This window comes from Streptomyces sp. NPDC104202 (assembly GCF_055584185.1).
Window position 1 is genome coordinate 57,132 of sequence record NZ_JBVJMN010000032.1, and the last position, 15,154, is coordinate 72,285.

The window sequence follows — 15,154 nt, forward strand, 5'->3', positions numbered from 1 at the left end:
CGGCTCTCTTCGGTCAGTTCCAGTCGACGGAGCGGACGACGACGGCGGAGTTGAACCCGCCGCGGCCCCGCGCCAGGACGAGCGCCGTGGCCACGGGGGCCGGCCGCGCCTCGGTGACCAGGTCCAGGTCGTAGTCGGGGGAGAGGGTGACGTTCGCCGTCGGAGGGATCACCCCGTCCCGCATGGCCAGGAAGGCGGTGGCGACGTCCAGGGGCGCGGCCCCCGAACCCAGCCGGCCCGTCATGGTCTTGGGCGCCGTGACGGGGACCCCCCGCGGCCCGAAGACCTCGGTGATCGCCGCCGCCTCGATCCGGTCCAGCTCGCGCGTGCCCGCCGCGTCCGCGAAGACGACGTCGATGTCGCCCGCGGTCAGACCGGCGTCGGCCAGCGCGACCTCGACGGCCTTGCGCAGGGTCGGCTCCCGGCCGCTGTCCGGCGCCGGGTCGAACGTCGAGCCGTAGCCGAGGATCTCCCCGTAGACCCGGGTCGCGCCGCGCCGGCGGGCGGCCTCGGCGTCCTCCAGGATCAGCAGGGCGCCGCCCTCGCCGGGCACGTACCCGGACGCGTCGGCGTCGAAGGGCAGGTACGCGCGGTCGGGCCGCTCGTCCGTGCTCAGCTCCCCGGTGGTCAGCTGCGCCACCCACCCCCACGGGCAGATGGCGGCGTCGACACCGCCGGACAGGATCAGGTCGCTGCCCTTGCGCACCAGCCGGCGCGCGTGCGCCAGGGCGTCGAGCCCGCCGGCCTGGTCGCTGACGACCACGCCGCTGGGGCCGCGCAGCCCGTGCCGGATGGAGATCTGGCCGGTGTTGACCGCGTAGAACCAGGCGAAGGACTGGTACGCGCTGACGTACTGGCTGCCCTGGCTCCACAGGTTCTTCAGCTGGTCCTGGCCGAACTCGAAGCCGCCGGAGGTACTGGCGGTCATCACGCCCATGCCGTACTCGTCGGCCTCCTCCGTGCTCACCCCGGCGTCGCCGAGGGCGTGCTCGGCGCCGACCAGCGCCAGCTGGGTCATCCGGTCCGTCTGGGGGATGAGCCGGCTCGGCAGGTGCTCCTTGACCTCGAAGCCGTCCACCTCGCCGGCCAGCTTCGAGGGATAGCGCTCCGGGTCGAAGCGCGTGATGCGGCCGATGCCGCTCCTGGACGCGCGGGTGGCGTCCCAGTACTCCTCCACGCCGAAGCCGTTGGGGGAGACGATGCCGATGCCGGTCACCACGACCTGGGTGCTCATGCCGTCGTGTTCCTGTCCGGTCGGGCGAGGACCATCGCGCTCTGGAAACCGCCGAACCCGCTGCCGACGGTCAGTACCGCGTCGGTCCGCCAGTCGCGCGCGGTCCGCGGCACGTAGTCGAGGTCGCATTCGGGGTCGGGCTTGTGCAGGTTCGCAGTCGGGGGTACCACGTGGTTCTCCATGGCCAGGACGGAGGCGGCGATCTCGATCGAGCCGATCGCGCCGAGCGAGTGCCCGACCATCGACTTGATCGAGCTCACGGGCGTGCGGTAGGCGTGCTCGCCGAGGCTGCGCTTGAAGGCGCTCGTCTCGTGGCGGTCGTTCTGCTTGGTGCCCGAACCGTGCGCGTTGATGTAGTCGACGGCCTCCGGGGCGAGCCTCGCCTCGTCGAGCGCCGAGCGGATGGCCTCGGCCATCTCCCGGCCGTCGGGGCGCAGTCCGGTCATGTGGAAGGCGTTGCACCGGCTCGCGTAGCCGGCGATCTCGGCGTAGATGTGGGCTCCGCGGCGGCGCGCGGACTCCAGCTCCTCCAGCACGAACATCGCGGCGCCCTCACCGAGGACGAAGCCGTTGCGCGTCAGGTCGAAGGGCCGGGAGGCGTGCTCCGGGTCGTCGTTGCGCGGGGTGGTCGCCTTGATCGCGTCGAAGCACGCCACGGAGATCGGCGAGATCGGCGCGTCGGTGGCACCGGTGACGACCACGTCGGCCGAGCCGTCGCGGATCAGCTCGGCCGCGTAGCCGACCGAGTCGATGCCCGAGGTACATCCGGTGGACACCACGGTCGAGGGGCCCTCGGCACCGACCGCCCAGGCGACCTCGGCGGCGAAGGAGCTCGGCACGAAGTAGTTGTAGAGGTGGGGGACCGCGTACTCGTGGTCGACGAGGTCGAGCCGGCCGCCGTCGCTGACGACCCGGTACTCCTCGTCCAGGCCCATCGTGGCGCCCACGGCGCTGCCGACCGCGACGGCCACCCGGTGCGGCTCGACCGCGCCGAGCTCCAGACCGCTGTCCGCCATCGCCTCGCGGGCCGTGACCAGCGCGAACTGGGCGGCCCGGTCGGTGCGCCGGATCTCCTGCGGGGTCAGCCCGTGCTCGTACGGGTCGAAGTCGATCTCGGCCGCCACGCGGGAGCGGAACGGCGTGGGGTCGAAGAAGGTGATCCCCCGGGTCGCCGTCCGGCCCTCGCTGAGCAGGCTCCAGAAGTTCTTGGTCCCGATGCCGCCCGGGGCCGTGACCCCGACACCGGTGATGACCACGCGCCGGCCGGTCACGCCGACTCCCACGTGTAGAACCGCTTCGCCATGGCGTCCGCGGGGGAGCGCCAGGTCGCCGGGTCGTACGCCTCGATGAACGGCTTCAGGTCCTGGCTGATCCCGACGAAACGCGGATCGCTCTTCGCCTGTTCGATGAGCTCGCCGCCGTTGTCGTCGTCGAAGTCCTGAAGGTGGAAGTACAGACCGTTGTACATGAACAGCTGACGTCGCCGAGTCCCCATGCGGTGCGGCATGTCGGTCTCGTCGAAAGCAGCGAAAAGCCGAGCCACGTCAGCACTCGAACGAGAATCCATTCTGGCCACTATCAGATTGCTGTGCATTGACCGCCTCCTCGATGATTTGCTGCGCCTATCGCAGATGCTTGACCAGTGCCGCCCATGTGGCGAGCTCCTCTTCCGACAGCGGTGGCAGGCAGGGCTGGTCGGCAAGCGGGATCCCGAAGTCCCTCCCGTCGTAGGGGGGATACATTCCGCTCCACGCAAAACCCATCCACATCAGGCCCTCACCGAAGTTCTTCGATAGGGATCGCATGGCGGATCTGAGCCTCGCGCCCATGTCAATCTCCATTCGCCGGGAACCACCCACCGCCACCTTGTGCGATGTCCCTCAAGAGGGGGTCGGAGGTGTATCGAATTCCGCTGGAGAAGGCGACGGAGAGACGCGAAAGGGGCGGTTCCCCGAAGGAACCGCCCCTTTTCGGCTGGCACACCGGAATTACTGCGCGGCGAGCAGCAGCCCCCGGGCGCGCAGCACCCTGCGCTCGACGGGGGCGAAGACCAGGAGGTCCACCGCCACCCCGACGACGAAGATCAGCAGGATGCCCAGGAGGACGCCGGCCATGTCGGAGAACTCCCGCTGGTTCTCCAGGTAGCGGCCGAGGCCGAGCCCCAGGTCGGGCGAGGACGCGATGAGCTCGGCGGCCATCAGCGACCGCCAGGAGAACGCCCAGCCCTGCTTGAGCCCCGCCAGGTAGCCGGGCAGCGCGGCCGGCAGCAGCACGTGCCGGGCACCCCGCAGCCCCGTCGCGCCGAGCGTGCGGCCGGCCCGCAGGAACAGCGGCGGCACCTGGTCGACGCCGGCGATCAGCCCGTTGGCGATCGACGGCACCGCGCCCAGCAGGATCACCGCGTACATGGCGGAGTCGTCGATGCCCAGCCAGATCACGGCGGCCGGCACCCAGGCCACCGACGGCAGCGACTGGAGACCGGAGAGCACCGGCCCGAAGGCGGCCCGCACCGGCTTCACCCGGGCGACGAGCAGACCGATGGGCGTCCCGATCGCGACGGCCACCAGGAAGCCCGACAGACCGCGCCAGACGCTGGTCCAGATGATCGAGAACAGCGTGCCGCGGTACCAGAGATCGGTCAGCGCCGCCCAGACCGCCGCCGGGCTCGGCAGCTTGTCGGGGGTGGTCAGACGCAGGCTGTACGCGAGCTGCCAGGCCCCGAGCACCAGCACGGCGCCCAGCACCGGCGGCAGCACCTTCTCCCGCAGCACCCGGCCCGGCGCGGTGCGCGGCGTCCGCACGGTCTCCAGCGCGTCGAGACCGGCCCCGACGCCGGCGAAGTCGTCCACCGGCGCCGGGGGGCGGAGGGTGTCACTGCGGGACATGGCGGCGGATCTCCCCACGGAGGTGCTCGGTGATGTCGGTGGTCAGCTCGGCGGCCCGGGCCGAGTCGGCGCGCTGCGACGGCGGCAGGTCGATCCGCCACTCCCGCGCGATCCGGCCGGGCCGCGAGGAGAGCAGGACGACGCGCTGGGCCAGCCGGACGGCCTCGCGGACGTTGTGGGTGACGAACAGGACGGTCAGCCCCTGCTCCTGCCAGATCCGGGTGATCTCCTCGTGCAGCACGTCCCGGGTGATCGCGTCGAGCGCGGCGAACGGCTCGTCCATCAGCAGCACCCCGCCGCCCTGCGCGAGCGAGCGGGCCAGCGCGACGCGCTGGCGCATCCCGCCGGACAGCTCGTGCGGCCGCCTGGCGTGCGCGCCGCCGAGCCGGACGAGTTCGAGCAGCCGCTCGGCCTCGGCCCGGCGCTCCCCGCGCGGGACCCCGGCCAGGCGCAGCGCCAGCTCGATGTTGCCGCCCGCGGTCAGCCACGGGAACAGGGCGTGCTCCTGGAACATCAGGGCCGGACGGGGCCCGGGCACCTCGATCGTCCCGGAGCTCGGCTCGTCGAGGCCGGCCACCAGGTTGAGCAGGGTGGACTTGCCGCAGCCGGAGGCGCCGACCAGGGTGACGAACTCGCCCGGGGCGACGTCCAGGCTGATGTCGTCGAGCACCGGAGGGGCCGCGCCCGGGCGGCCGAACGTCTTGGAGACGTGCGCGAGGCGGACGGCGGGCGGACCGGCCGGGGCGTCCGCCCGCGGACCGCGGCCGGGCGCGTCCGCCGGGGCCGTCGCCGGCGTTCCGGGCGGTGCCCCCTCCGGGGCGTCCTCCGGGGCGTTCTGCGGGGTGGTCAGTGCCGTGGTCATGCCGGACACCTCCTGCGGGATGGTCGGGGTACGGGAGCGCTACCGGGCGCCGAGCCCGGCGTCCGTCACGGCGGGTCGGCCCGCCGCCTTCAGCACCTTGTCGAGCAGGGTCAGGTCGTAGATCCCGGCGAGGTCGGGGTCCTCGATCAGGCCCGCGGCGACCGCGTGGTCGGCCTGGGCCCGGAGGGTGCCGGCCAGGGGGTCGTCGAGGAAGTCGATGCTCCGCCAGGCCGGGTCGAGGACGGCCGGGTCCAGCGCCTTGCCGGTGTCCTGCGCGATCCGGGCGTCGGCGTCGGCCTTCGCCTGCTCGCGGTGGGCGGCGATGTACGCGTTGGCGGCCACCGATCCCCGCAGCACGGCCTCCACGACGTCCGGGTGGGCGGTCAGGAACCGCTGCGAGACGACGATGTTCGTGATGACGAAGCGGCCGCCCGGCCACAGGGACCTCTCGTCGAGCAGCACCTTCGCGCCGAGCGCGACCAGCCGGGAGGCGGTCGGCTCGGGCACCCAGGCACCGTCGATCGCCCCGGACGCGTAGGCGCCGGGCGTCACCTTGTTGTCGGTGCGGACGACGCCGACGTCCCCGGCGCCGGAGGCCGGGTCGACCCGCAGGCCGCGGCCCGCCAGGTAGTGGAGGAGGGCGACGTCCTGGGTGTTGCCCAGCTGCGGGGTGGCGATCCGCTTGCCCCGGAGGTCGTCCGGGGTGGCGATCCTGGCGGGGTTCACGACCAGCTTCACGCCGCCGGACGCCGAACCGCCCACGATGCGCAGGGCCTTGCCGCCGGAGCGGGTGTAGCCGTTGATCGCGGGGGAGGGGCCGACCCAGGCGAGGTCGACGGCGTCCGCGTTGAGCGCCTCGATCGCCGACGGGCCGGCGTTGAAGACCTGGGTGCGGATCCGGGTCGCCCCCAGCTCCTTCCGGAACAGTCCGGTGCGCAGGCCCACCAGGGCGGTGCCGTGGGTGAGGTTGGCGAAGTAGCCGATCCGCACGGTGTCGGCGGAGAGCCGCGGCCCCGCCCCGGCGGCGGCGACCGGTGCCTCGGGTCCGGGGCCCTCGGCCCGGGAGCCGTATCCGCAGGAGGAGAGCAGGGCGGCGGCGGCCAAGGCCGCGGCGGCGGCCCGTGCGGCCGCCCGCCGGAAGGGGCCTCGCATCAGAACCGGTCCCCGTCGCCGGGCGCGCGGACGGCCCCGAACGCCTCGCCCGCCATGCCGGCGGTGAGGGTGGTGCCGTCGGCCGGGTCGATCAGCAGGAAGGAGCCGGTGCGGCGGTTGTCCGTGTAGCTGTCGAGGACCAGCGGCTCGGCGGTGCGCAGCACCACGCGTCCGATGTCGTTGCCGTGCAGTCCCTCGGCGCCGGGGCGCCGTTCGAGGGTGCCGATGTCGATGCGGTACGAGATGTCCTTGACCAGGGCCCGCACGGTCCGGGTGGTGTGCTTCAGGAGCACCTTCGCGCCCACGCGCAGCGGGCGTTCGTCGAGGTGGCAGACGCTGGCCTCGACGTCCTTGGTCGGCACCGGGGTCCGGTGGCCGGCGGCTATGAGGTCGCCGCGGGAGACGTCGATGTCGTCGGCGAGCCGGACGGTGACGGACTGCGGGGCCCAGGCGGTGTCCGCCTCCCTGCCGAGGGCGTCGAGGCCCGCGACGGTGGTGGTGCGCCCGGAGGGCAGGACGGTGACCGGGTCGCCGACCCGCAGCACCCCGGAGGCCAGCTGACCCGCGTAGCCCCGGTAGTCGGGGTGCTCGGCCGTCTGGGGGCGGATCACGTACTGGACGGGGAACCGCGCGGGCTCCCCGGCCGGGTCGCCGCCGACCGGCACGGTCTCCAGGTGCTCCAGGAGCGTGGGGCCGCCGTACCAGTCCATGTGGGCGGAGGGCTCCACGACGTTGTCGCCGGCGAGCGCGGAGAGCGGGATGGCCACCACGTCCCGGACGCCGAGCTCGGCGGCGTAGGTGGTGAACTCCTCGGCGATGGCGGCGAAGACGGGCTCGGCGTAGTCGACGAGGTCCATCTTGTTCACGGCGAGGACGACGTGGGGGACGCGCAGCAGGGCGGCGACGGCGGCGTGGCGGCGGGTCTGCTCGACGACGCCGTTGCGGGCGTCGACGAGGACGACGGCGAGCTCGGCGGTGGAGGCGCCGGTGACCATGTTCCGGGTGTACTGCACGTGCCCGGGGGTGTCGGCGAGGATGAACCGGCGGCGGGCGGTCGCGAAGTAGCGGTAGGCCACGTCGATGGTGATGCCCTGCTCGCGCTCGGCCCGCAGGCCGTCGGTGAGCAGCGCCAGGTCGGGCGCCTCCTGGCCCCGCTTGCGGGAGGCGTGCTCGACGGCCTCCAGCTGGTCGGCGAGCACGGACTTGGAGTCGTGCAGGAGCCGGCCCACCAGGGTGGACTTGCCGTCGTCGACGGAGCCGGCGGTGGCGAAGCGCAGCAGCGAGGCGGCGGGGGCCTCCTGGGTGGTGGTGACGGACGTGGTGGTCACGGCTAGAAGTACCCCTCGCGCTTGCGGTCTTCCATGGCGGCCTCGGAGAGCTTGTCGTCGGCCCGGGTGGCGCCGCGCTCGGTGAGGCGGCTGGCGGCGATCTCGGCGATGATGTCCGCGTCGGTGGCGGCGTCGGAGTCGACGGCGCCGGTGCAGGACATGTCGCCGACGGTGCGGTAGCGGACCAGCCGCTTCTCGACCCGCTCGGTCTCCTTCGGCCCGCCCCAGGCGCCGGCCGTCAGCCACATCCCGTCGCGGGCGAAGACCTCGCGCTCGTGGGCGTAGTAGATCTCCGGCAGTTCGATGGCCTCGCGCTCGACGTACTGCCAGACGTCCAGCTCGGTCCAGTTGGAGAGCGGGAAGACGCGGACGTGCTCGCCGGGCGAGTGCCGGCCGTTGTAGAGGGACCACAGTTCGGGGCGCTGGCGGCGCGGGTCCCAGGCGCCGAACTCGTCGCGCAGCGAGAAGACCCGCTCCTTGGCGCGGGCCTTCTCCTCGTCGCGGCGGCCGCCGCCGAAGACGGCGTCGAAGCGGTGGGTGTCGATGGCGTCGAGGAGCGGCACGGTCTGCAGCGGGTTGCGGGTGCCGTCGGGACGCTCGCGCAGCTTGCCGGCGTCGATGAACTCCTGGACGGAGGCGACGTGGAGCCGCAGTCCGTGCGCGGCCACCACGCGGTCGCGGTAGGCGAGGACCTCGGGGAAGTTGTGCCCGGTGTCGACGTGCAGCAGCGCGAAGGGGACCGGCGCCGGCGCGAACGCCTTGAGCGCCAGGTGCAGCATGACGATCGAGTCCTTGCCACCGGAGAAGAGGATCACCGGCCGCTCGAACTCGCCCGCCACCTCGCGGAAGATGTGCACGGACTCCGCCTCCAGGGAGTCCAGGTGCGACAGTGCGAAGGGGTTCTCCGACGCCTCGGTCGGACGCCGGGTCGCGGTCGTCATGCCAGGCCCCTCTCGGTCAGGAAGGTGTGCAGCTCGGCGGCGGACTCCGCGACCGAGCGGCCCTGTGTCTGGATGCGCAGCTCCGGGTTCTCCGGTGCCTCGTAGGGGTCGTCGACGCCGGTGAGGCCGGAGATCTCGCCCGCGGCCTGCCGGGCGTAGAGGCCCTTGACGTCGCGCGCCGAGCAGAGCCCGACGGGGGTGGCGACGTGGACCTCGACGAGTTCGGTGCCCCGGGCGTCGTGCCGGGCGCGGACGGCGGCGCGGGAGTCGGCGTACGGGGCGATGACGGGCACCAGGACCTTCACGCCGTGCGCGGCCAGCAGCTGGGCCACGAAGCCGATCCGGGTGACGTTGGTGTGCCGGTCCTCCCGTGTGAAGCCGAGGCCGGCCGAGAGGAACGCGCGGATCTCGTCACCGTCGAGCACCTCGACCTGGTGGCCCTCGGCGCGCAGCCGCCCGGCGAGGGTCCGGGCGAGGGTGGTCTTCCCGGAGCTGGGCAGCCCGGTGAGCCACACGGTGGCACCGCGCGCGCGGGCCGCGGCCGCGGTGTCCCCGGCGGCCCGGGCGTGAGCTGTGGTCACGGCGATGTTCTCCCCGAATGTGAGGTGGCGGCGGGGGCTCCGCCGTGCGCGCGGCCCGTGGACGGACGGCGCCGGGAGCCCCCGGAAGGTCGCGGAGCTCCTCAGGCGCGGGCGAACTCGGCGAGGGTCCGGCCGAGCACGTCCATGTCGATCCGGTGCCAGGAGCCGGGCAGTTCGAGCCCGCGGCCGTGGGGCAGCGCCTCCACCGTCGCCTGCGCCGCGGCCCGCAGCCAGGCGCTGGTGTGGTCGCTGTTGAGGACGAGGGTCTCGGTGCGGTAGCCGGCGAGCCGCTCGACCGGGACGCTGTAGTCGCCGCAGATCAGCGTGTCGTACGCGAGGGTGTGGGCGTTCGCCTCGTTCATCGCCCAGATCGGGCCCTTGCGCCACTCGGCGATGGTGTCGGGGGTGAAGCCGAGGAAGCCGCCGAGGAAGTGCTCGACGGCCTCGTCGCGCCGGTCCTCGGCGAGCAGGACCCGGAGCGTCTTCGCGAAGTTCCACACCGGCTTGGGGAATCCGCCGACGCGGAAGAAGGGCTCGTGCAGGGCGAGCTTGGTGATCGGGGCTCCGGCGAGCGCCGCCTCGATGGCGAGGTTCGCGCCGGAGGACCCGGCGAACACCACCGCCTCGCCGCCGGCCGCCTCGATGACGGCCAGCAGGTCCTCTATCTCCCGCTCGACGGCGTACTCGGGTGCGTCACCGCTCTGGCCGCGCCCGCGGCGGTCGTAGACGTACGTCGTGCAGTGCGGCGTCAGTTCGGGCACGAGGGCGTCGAAGATCGTGTGGTCGCGGAACGACCCGTTGAGAAGCACGAGGGGCGGGCCTTCGCCCGCCTTCTCGTAGGCGATCGTCGTGCCGTCCCGGGAAACGACCTTGCGCATCTCGCACTCCTCATGCCGACCGGAGGTGCTCTCACCTCGCCGTATGTCGGCATCTTCGAGCGCGTCGCTGGATCACCGGTCGAGGACCGGTCGCGGGTGGCGGCCCGCGTCCGTCAGGACAGCCAGCCCGCCTCGGTGGCGATGCGGACGGCGTCGAGCCGGTTGCGCGCGTTCAGCTTCATCACGGTGGTCGTCAGGTAGTTGCGTACCGTGCCGATCGACAGATGCAGCTTGGCGGCGATCTCGCTGGGCTCGTCGCCCTGCGCGGCCATGCCGAGGACCTCCGTCTCGCGTTCGGACAGGGGGTTCTCGCCGATGTCCCACGCGCTCATGGCGATCTGAGGATTGATCACCCTGCGGCCCGCGGCCACCTCCCGGACCGCCTGGGCCAGACCTTCGGCCGGGGAGTCCTTGAGGAGGAACCCCGAGACGCGCGCGGCCATCGCCCTGCGCAGCAGACCCGGACGCCCGAGGCCCGTCATGATGAGGGTGCGGCAGTCCGGAAGCAGATCGTGCAGGGTCTCCGCTGCCGTGAGCCCGTCCATGTTCGGCAGGTCCACGTCCATGACGGCCACGTCCGGGCGGCACTCCAGCGCGGTCGGGACGATCAGATCGCCCCGGTCCACCACGCCGACGACCTCCAGGTCGGGCTCCAGTTCGAGCAGCGCGACCAGCGCTCCTCGCACCATGTGCATGTCCTCGGCAAGGAGAATTCTGATCACCCGATTCTCCACTTATCCCCCTTTTACCTTCCTTGAAGGTATGCAATGCGCCTTAAAATACCCGTGAACCGTCAGTTCGGGGCGCCCGAATGCACGATCGAGTACTCCGGGTCGCGTTCCGATGACAGACCGCGGTATCCGCGGGCCACCAGACGGACGTCGGCGAGCGCCTGACGCGCGATGTCGAGCACCGTCGTCAGCTCCTCCTGGGCCGGCCCCGGCGAGCGGGGGAGCAGGCGGTGGATGAGCGCGCACTTCATCGTGACCTCGGAGAGGCTCGACCCCAGCACCTGGTGCAACTCGCGCTCCACGATCAGGCGTTCGCGTGCGACCGCCATCCGCACCAGCGCGCCCCTGGCCTCGTGCAGTTCGGTGACCAGCCGGTACAGCGCGGTGAACGCGTAGACGGCCAGGCCCGCCATCAGCGACGAGTCCGTCTCGTAGACGATCTCGTACAGCGAGTCGCCCGCGGCCACCCCCACCGGGACCACGACGGCGACCGAGGCCGCGTACAACACCCACCTGAGCTTCCCGCCCAGGGAGAAGAGGAACGATCCGGCAAGGAACCCGGCCATCGACCCCCACGGCCCGTCGAGCCACAGCAGCGGCGCGTACGTGGCCGCGGCGAGGACCCCCAGGCCGACCGCCCGCGCGTACGCGGGCCAGTTCTGCGAGCGGCGCAGCGAGAGCTGCAGCTGCACCGCCACCACCACGGCGAGGCAGCCGAGGAAGGCGAGGACGGCGGGCCCCGAGGTCGTCGTGGCCGCCACGTTGATCACGGTGATGAGCGTGTAGCCGGCGAGGACCGCGAGCAGCATGGCCCGCGCCATCCGCGGGGCCCAGGGCCGGGCGGCCTTCCGCTGCTCCTCCGGCTCCGGCTCGGCCCGACGTTCCTCCCGGCGCGGGACGGCCGGGGTGCGGGCGACGACCTCGAACCAGCCGTCGTCGACCGCGCCGCCGCTCAGCTCCCCGCCGATGCCGCGCAGCCGGGTCGTCAGGTTCCCCAGCCCGCTGCCGCCGTCGGGCAGCGTGTCGAGACTCGCCTCGCCGACGCCGTCGTTGCGGATCCGCAGGAAGACCGTCCCGCCCTCGCGGCCGGCGGTGATCAGGCAGTGCTGTGCCTTGCTGTGCCGCAGCGCGTTCGTGACGGCCTCGCGCAGCACGATGGCGAGGACGGTGTCGACCTCCCGCTCCAGCGGACCGCAGGCGAGGTCGGCCTCCGCCTCGATCTGCGCGGCGGAGAGGACGGAGAGCGCGGACTCGGCCTCCGCGGCGAGGGACATGTCCCGGTAGCCGGTGGCGACGACCCGCACGTCGGCCAGGGCCTCGCCGGCGATGCCGAGCACCTCGGCGACCTCGGACCGGGCCCGGTCGGGCGCCGTCGGGAGCAGCCGGTAGCCCAGCTCGCTCTTCAGGGCGATCGCCGAGAGGCTGTAGCCGAGCAGGTCGTGCAGGTCGTGGGCGACCCTGAGACGCTCCTGGATGACGGCCATTCCGGCCAACTCGCGCCGTGTGTCGCGCAGTTCGGCGACCAGGTCGGAGAGGGAGCTGACCCCGTAGATGATGAGGCTGGCGAGCAGCGTGGCGCCGAATCCGTAGGCGGCCTTGTCGGGTCCCGCGAGGGCGACGACGGCGGCGACGATGGCCGCGACCACCCCGGCGTAGAGCGGCCAGCGGGGGCGGCCCGGGACGGTCAGGAGGACGGAGCCGGCGAGCAGTCCGGCCATGGCGCCCCAGGGCATTCCGAGCCAGACGAGCGGGAGGAAGGTGACGACGGCCTGCGCGGAGAGGGTCATCGCGCGGATGCGGGCGGGCCAGGCCCGGGGTCTGCGGGTGGAGTGCGCGTACTGCAGGGCGAGGACGGCCGCCATGCAGACGGCGAGTAACGCCAGCCTGCCGGGGCCCGGGTTCTCGTCATGGACGGCCAGTGCGGTGACGACGGTGTGCCCGGCGAGCGTTCCGAGGGTGACCTGGAGCGCCATGCGTGATGCCTGCACCCCACACGCGTCGTCCGGGTCGTCCTCGCCCTGGGGTGCGTCGAGCATCAGCGCGCGCCTCCTAGTCCGACCAGCGGTGGACGAGAGCACAGGCGACCGCCCGAGTACCCCCCTGAATACCGCCGGTGATCATACCTGGGAAGTAACGGCTTGTCATGACCAGAATTTTCACTTTTCAGGCTTCATCGACCGGGCCCGACCGCCACCAGCGGCGATGCCCTCAGCCTCCTTTTTCGGCCGTTTCCGGCGCTACAGGAACAACGGAATGGGGTTCAGATCCTCGTATGCGGTGGGGGAGTCGAGCCTCCCGAGGCGTACCGGCACGTCGAAGAGCCGGCCCGGCGCGAACCGCGCCCAGAAGTGCCGCAGACCGGGCACGACCACCTTCACGACCGGAAGCCCGAGATCCGGTCGCGTCTGGTCGAGGACGAACACCTCCAGGCCGTGAGCGCGGGCCAGCGCGCACAGGTGGTCCAGGTCGTCCCGGAGGTCCGTGCTCGGCACGTGGCCGAAGTCCCCCGGGGTCCGCGCGGGGAGCAGCGGATCCGGTGCGAGGTAGGGCTGTTCGGCGACGGTCGCCCCCCGCAGCCAGTCGAGCAGGTGCCCGGGCAGCCGCGAGGTCGCCCCGCCCGTCAGGGCGGGCAGCATCTGGCCCAGTTCGGTGACGGCGCGGGACAGCGCGACGGCCGGATCGAGGTGCGCGCCGAAGCCGAGCATGATCTCCTCGGCCGGCCCGTCGACGCGACGCGACACCGCGGCCATCACCGGAATGCCCAGGTCGGCGGTGAGGTCCAGCACCCAGAGCGTGCGGCCCAGTTCGCTGAATCGTTCCGGCAGGGCGGAGATCCACGCGTCGCCGAACGACTCCAGGTCCACCGCCGCGTGCCGCGTGCGGTTGTACCACCACAGCGCGACCGCGTCCCGCTCCACCAGCTCCAGGAACCCCTGAAGGATCGCGTCCTCCAGCGTCCCGCCCGCCGCGTTCCCGTTGGAGTCGGCGACGACCGACCCGGCCCCGTCGGCGTCGAAGTACAACTGGCTCGTCGGCAGCAGCCGGTGCCGGCCCCCGGTGAGCGACCACACGGGCGTCCACTCGATCTCGGCGTCCTCGTCGAACCGCTCCGGCACGTACTGGAACGGGATGCCCGGCGCGTTCCACCGCTCCCGCTCCCGGTACTGCCGCTCGTCGAACAGCATGCACGCGCCCGGGTGCACCGCGTCCGGCGCCAGCGCCCGGTAACTGCCCAGCACCGTCGCCTCGTCACGGAACCGCGAGGCGCTGTACCGCTCCACCGCCTCGCACAGCCCGCTGACCCGCGCGTCCAGGTCGGTCCGCCCCTTGCCGCCGCTCTGCATCCGCAGCCCGGCCCGGTACGAGGGGAGGTCCGACCCGGCGAACGCCAGGTTCGGCCCCGCCTGGTAGCAGTGCAGGAACGACGGGCTGCGCGGATCGCGCACCACCCGCTCCACGATGCCCGTGACCGGATCGGCCAGGTGCCCGAACCGCGCCCACATCTCCTCCGCCGACAGCGCCCGGTGGCCGTTGCCCGCCGCGACGCCCTTCGGCCGCGACACCGGACGCACCGGCCTGCGCGCCTGGTCGGCGACCAGGCCCGGGTCGCCGCAGTCCGCGCACTGCGGCCGGCGCTCCACGGGATGGTGACCGGCGCTCAGCGTCAGGGTGTCCAGGGACCAGACCGCGCTCTGGCTCTCGTCGCGCATGCCCGCCAGCCACTTGGCCGCCTGGAGCGCCGCCGTCTGCAGCCCCAGCTCCCGCGTCGCCGCCAGCGAGGCCTCCGGCACGCGCACCGGCCCCGCCAGACCCAGTGCGCGCCGCACCTGCCCCTCACCGCGCCGGTGGGAGCGGAGCCGCACCGCGAGGCAGGACCAGCAGGGACCTGAACCCGGCTGGAAGACGGGACCGATGCAGAGCTGCGCCCCGTAGGGCTTGGCCGGCAGCCACGGCCGGCCGTCCGCGATCCGGGCGGCGTTGAAGGCGGCCAGCTCCGGGTCGAGGTAGTCGTCGCACACGACCAGGGTGAAGGGGGCGTCCGGGCCGCACGTGAGGCCCGCCGCGCGGCAGGCGCGCTCGGCGGCCTCCGCGTCGGCGCCGCCGACCGCCACGACGGTCACCTCGGCGTCACCGGGACCGCCGACTCCGGCGAGGTCCCAGTAGGCACCGGCCGCCGCGTCCTGCGGGCCCGAGTGGTAGCCGACGAGGCCCGCGGAGGCGAGCCGGCCGAGCATGCCGTCCAGCTGCTCGGCGGGGATGTCCACAGCGGCCCGCAGTTCGGGGAGGGTCAGCGAGCCGTCGAGAAGGGGGGCCATCTTCTGGATGGCGGTGCCCGAGAGGGCCGTGGTGCCTCGCGGGGAGACGAGGTAGACCGCCTCGCCGGGGACGATCTCGGCGCGGAAGTGGCGCCGGAAACCTATCCGCTCGTCAGCGCGCACGGTGCGCCGCTCTATCGCGCCGCGTCGACGGGCAGGGAGTAACACCACGGGGCCGGGTTCTCCCCGTCGGAGGGGGAGCCGTCGAGGTTCTCGATGATCAGGTCGTCGAAGCCGGGAGTGGTC

Annotated in this window: 13 protein-coding genes; all 13 read right to left on the bottom strand. The window is 72.9% G+C overall.

Annotated elements, in window-relative coordinates:
- Positions 1-13: 13 nt before the first annotated feature.
- Positions 14-1,234 (bottom strand): ketosynthase chain-length factor, encoded by a 1,221-nt coding sequence (locus ACZ60W_RS21115; protein ID WP_469756865.1) that lies wholly within the window; start codon positions 1,232-1,234, stop codon positions 14-16.
- Positions 1,231-2,505 carry a beta-ketoacyl-[acyl-carrier-protein] synthase family protein gene (locus ACZ60W_RS21120; protein ID WP_469756866.1) on the bottom strand — a complete coding sequence of 425 codons (1,275 nt, stop codon included), beginning with the start codon at positions 2,503-2,505 and terminating at the stop codon, positions 1,231-1,233. The genes ACZ60W_RS21115 and ACZ60W_RS21120 overlap by 4 nt, the downstream gene beginning before the upstream one ends.
- Positions 2,502-2,828, bottom strand: coding sequence for a TcmI family type II polyketide cyclase (locus ACZ60W_RS21125; protein WP_366310151.1), 327 nt, complete (start codon positions 2,826-2,828; stop codon positions 2,502-2,504). The genes ACZ60W_RS21120 and ACZ60W_RS21125 overlap by 4 nt, the downstream gene beginning before the upstream one ends.
- Before the next feature lie 394 nt (positions 2,829-3,222).
- Complete coding sequence (locus tag ACZ60W_RS21130) at positions 3,223-4,119, bottom strand: ABC transporter permease (RefSeq protein ID WP_469756867.1); 897 nt, start codon at positions 4,117-4,119, stop codon at positions 3,223-3,225.
- Positions 4,106-4,981, bottom strand: a complete 876-nt coding sequence (locus tag ACZ60W_RS21135) for an ABC transporter ATP-binding protein (protein ID WP_469756868.1) — start codon at positions 4,979-4,981, stop codon at positions 4,106-4,108. Before ACZ60W_RS21135 ends, ACZ60W_RS21130 begins: the two co-directional genes overlap by 14 nt.
- Positions 4,982-5,020: 39 nt before the next feature.
- The gene (locus ACZ60W_RS21140) at positions 5,021-6,133 is read right to left on the bottom strand and encodes an aliphatic sulfonate ABC transporter substrate-binding protein (RefSeq protein WP_469756869.1); all 1,113 of its coding nucleotides are present in this window, start codon (positions 6,131-6,133) and stop codon (positions 5,021-5,023) included.
- Positions 6,133-7,461 (bottom strand): sulfate adenylyltransferase subunit 1, encoded by a 1,329-nt coding sequence (locus ACZ60W_RS21145; protein WP_469756870.1) that lies wholly within the window; start codon positions 7,459-7,461, stop codon positions 6,133-6,135. The genes ACZ60W_RS21140 and ACZ60W_RS21145 overlap by 1 nt, the downstream gene beginning before the upstream one ends.
- A 2-nt stretch (positions 7,462-7,463) precedes the next feature.
- The gene (gene cysD / locus ACZ60W_RS21150) at positions 7,464-8,402 is read right to left on the bottom strand and encodes a sulfate adenylyltransferase subunit CysD (protein WP_469756871.1); all 939 of its coding nucleotides are present in this window, start codon (positions 8,400-8,402) and stop codon (positions 7,464-7,466) included.
- A complete protein-coding gene (gene cysC / locus ACZ60W_RS21155; RefSeq protein WP_469756872.1) occupies positions 8,399-8,983 on the bottom strand; it encodes an adenylyl-sulfate kinase in 585 nt (194 codons plus the stop codon). Before cysC ends, cysD begins: the two co-directional genes overlap by 4 nt.
- Before the next feature lie 101 nt (positions 8,984-9,084).
- Entirely contained in the window at positions 9,085-9,861 is a 777-nt protein-coding gene (locus ACZ60W_RS21160) for an alpha/beta fold hydrolase (protein WP_469756873.1), read from the bottom strand.
- A gap of 113 nt (positions 9,862-9,974) precedes the next feature.
- Positions 9,975-10,583, bottom strand: coding sequence for a response regulator transcription factor (locus tag ACZ60W_RS21165; protein WP_366305793.1), 609 nt, complete (start codon positions 10,581-10,583; stop codon positions 9,975-9,977).
- A gap of 71 nt (positions 10,584-10,654) precedes the next feature.
- A complete protein-coding gene (locus ACZ60W_RS21170) occupies positions 10,655-12,628 on the bottom strand; it encodes a sensor histidine kinase (protein WP_469756874.1) in 1,974 nt (657 codons plus the stop codon).
- 201 nt (positions 12,629-12,829) lie between these two features.
- A complete protein-coding gene (locus ACZ60W_RS21175) occupies positions 12,830-15,031 on the bottom strand; it encodes a TOMM precursor leader peptide-binding protein (protein ID WP_469756875.1) in 2,202 nt (733 codons plus the stop codon).
- Positions 15,032-15,154 lie beyond the last annotated feature (123 nt).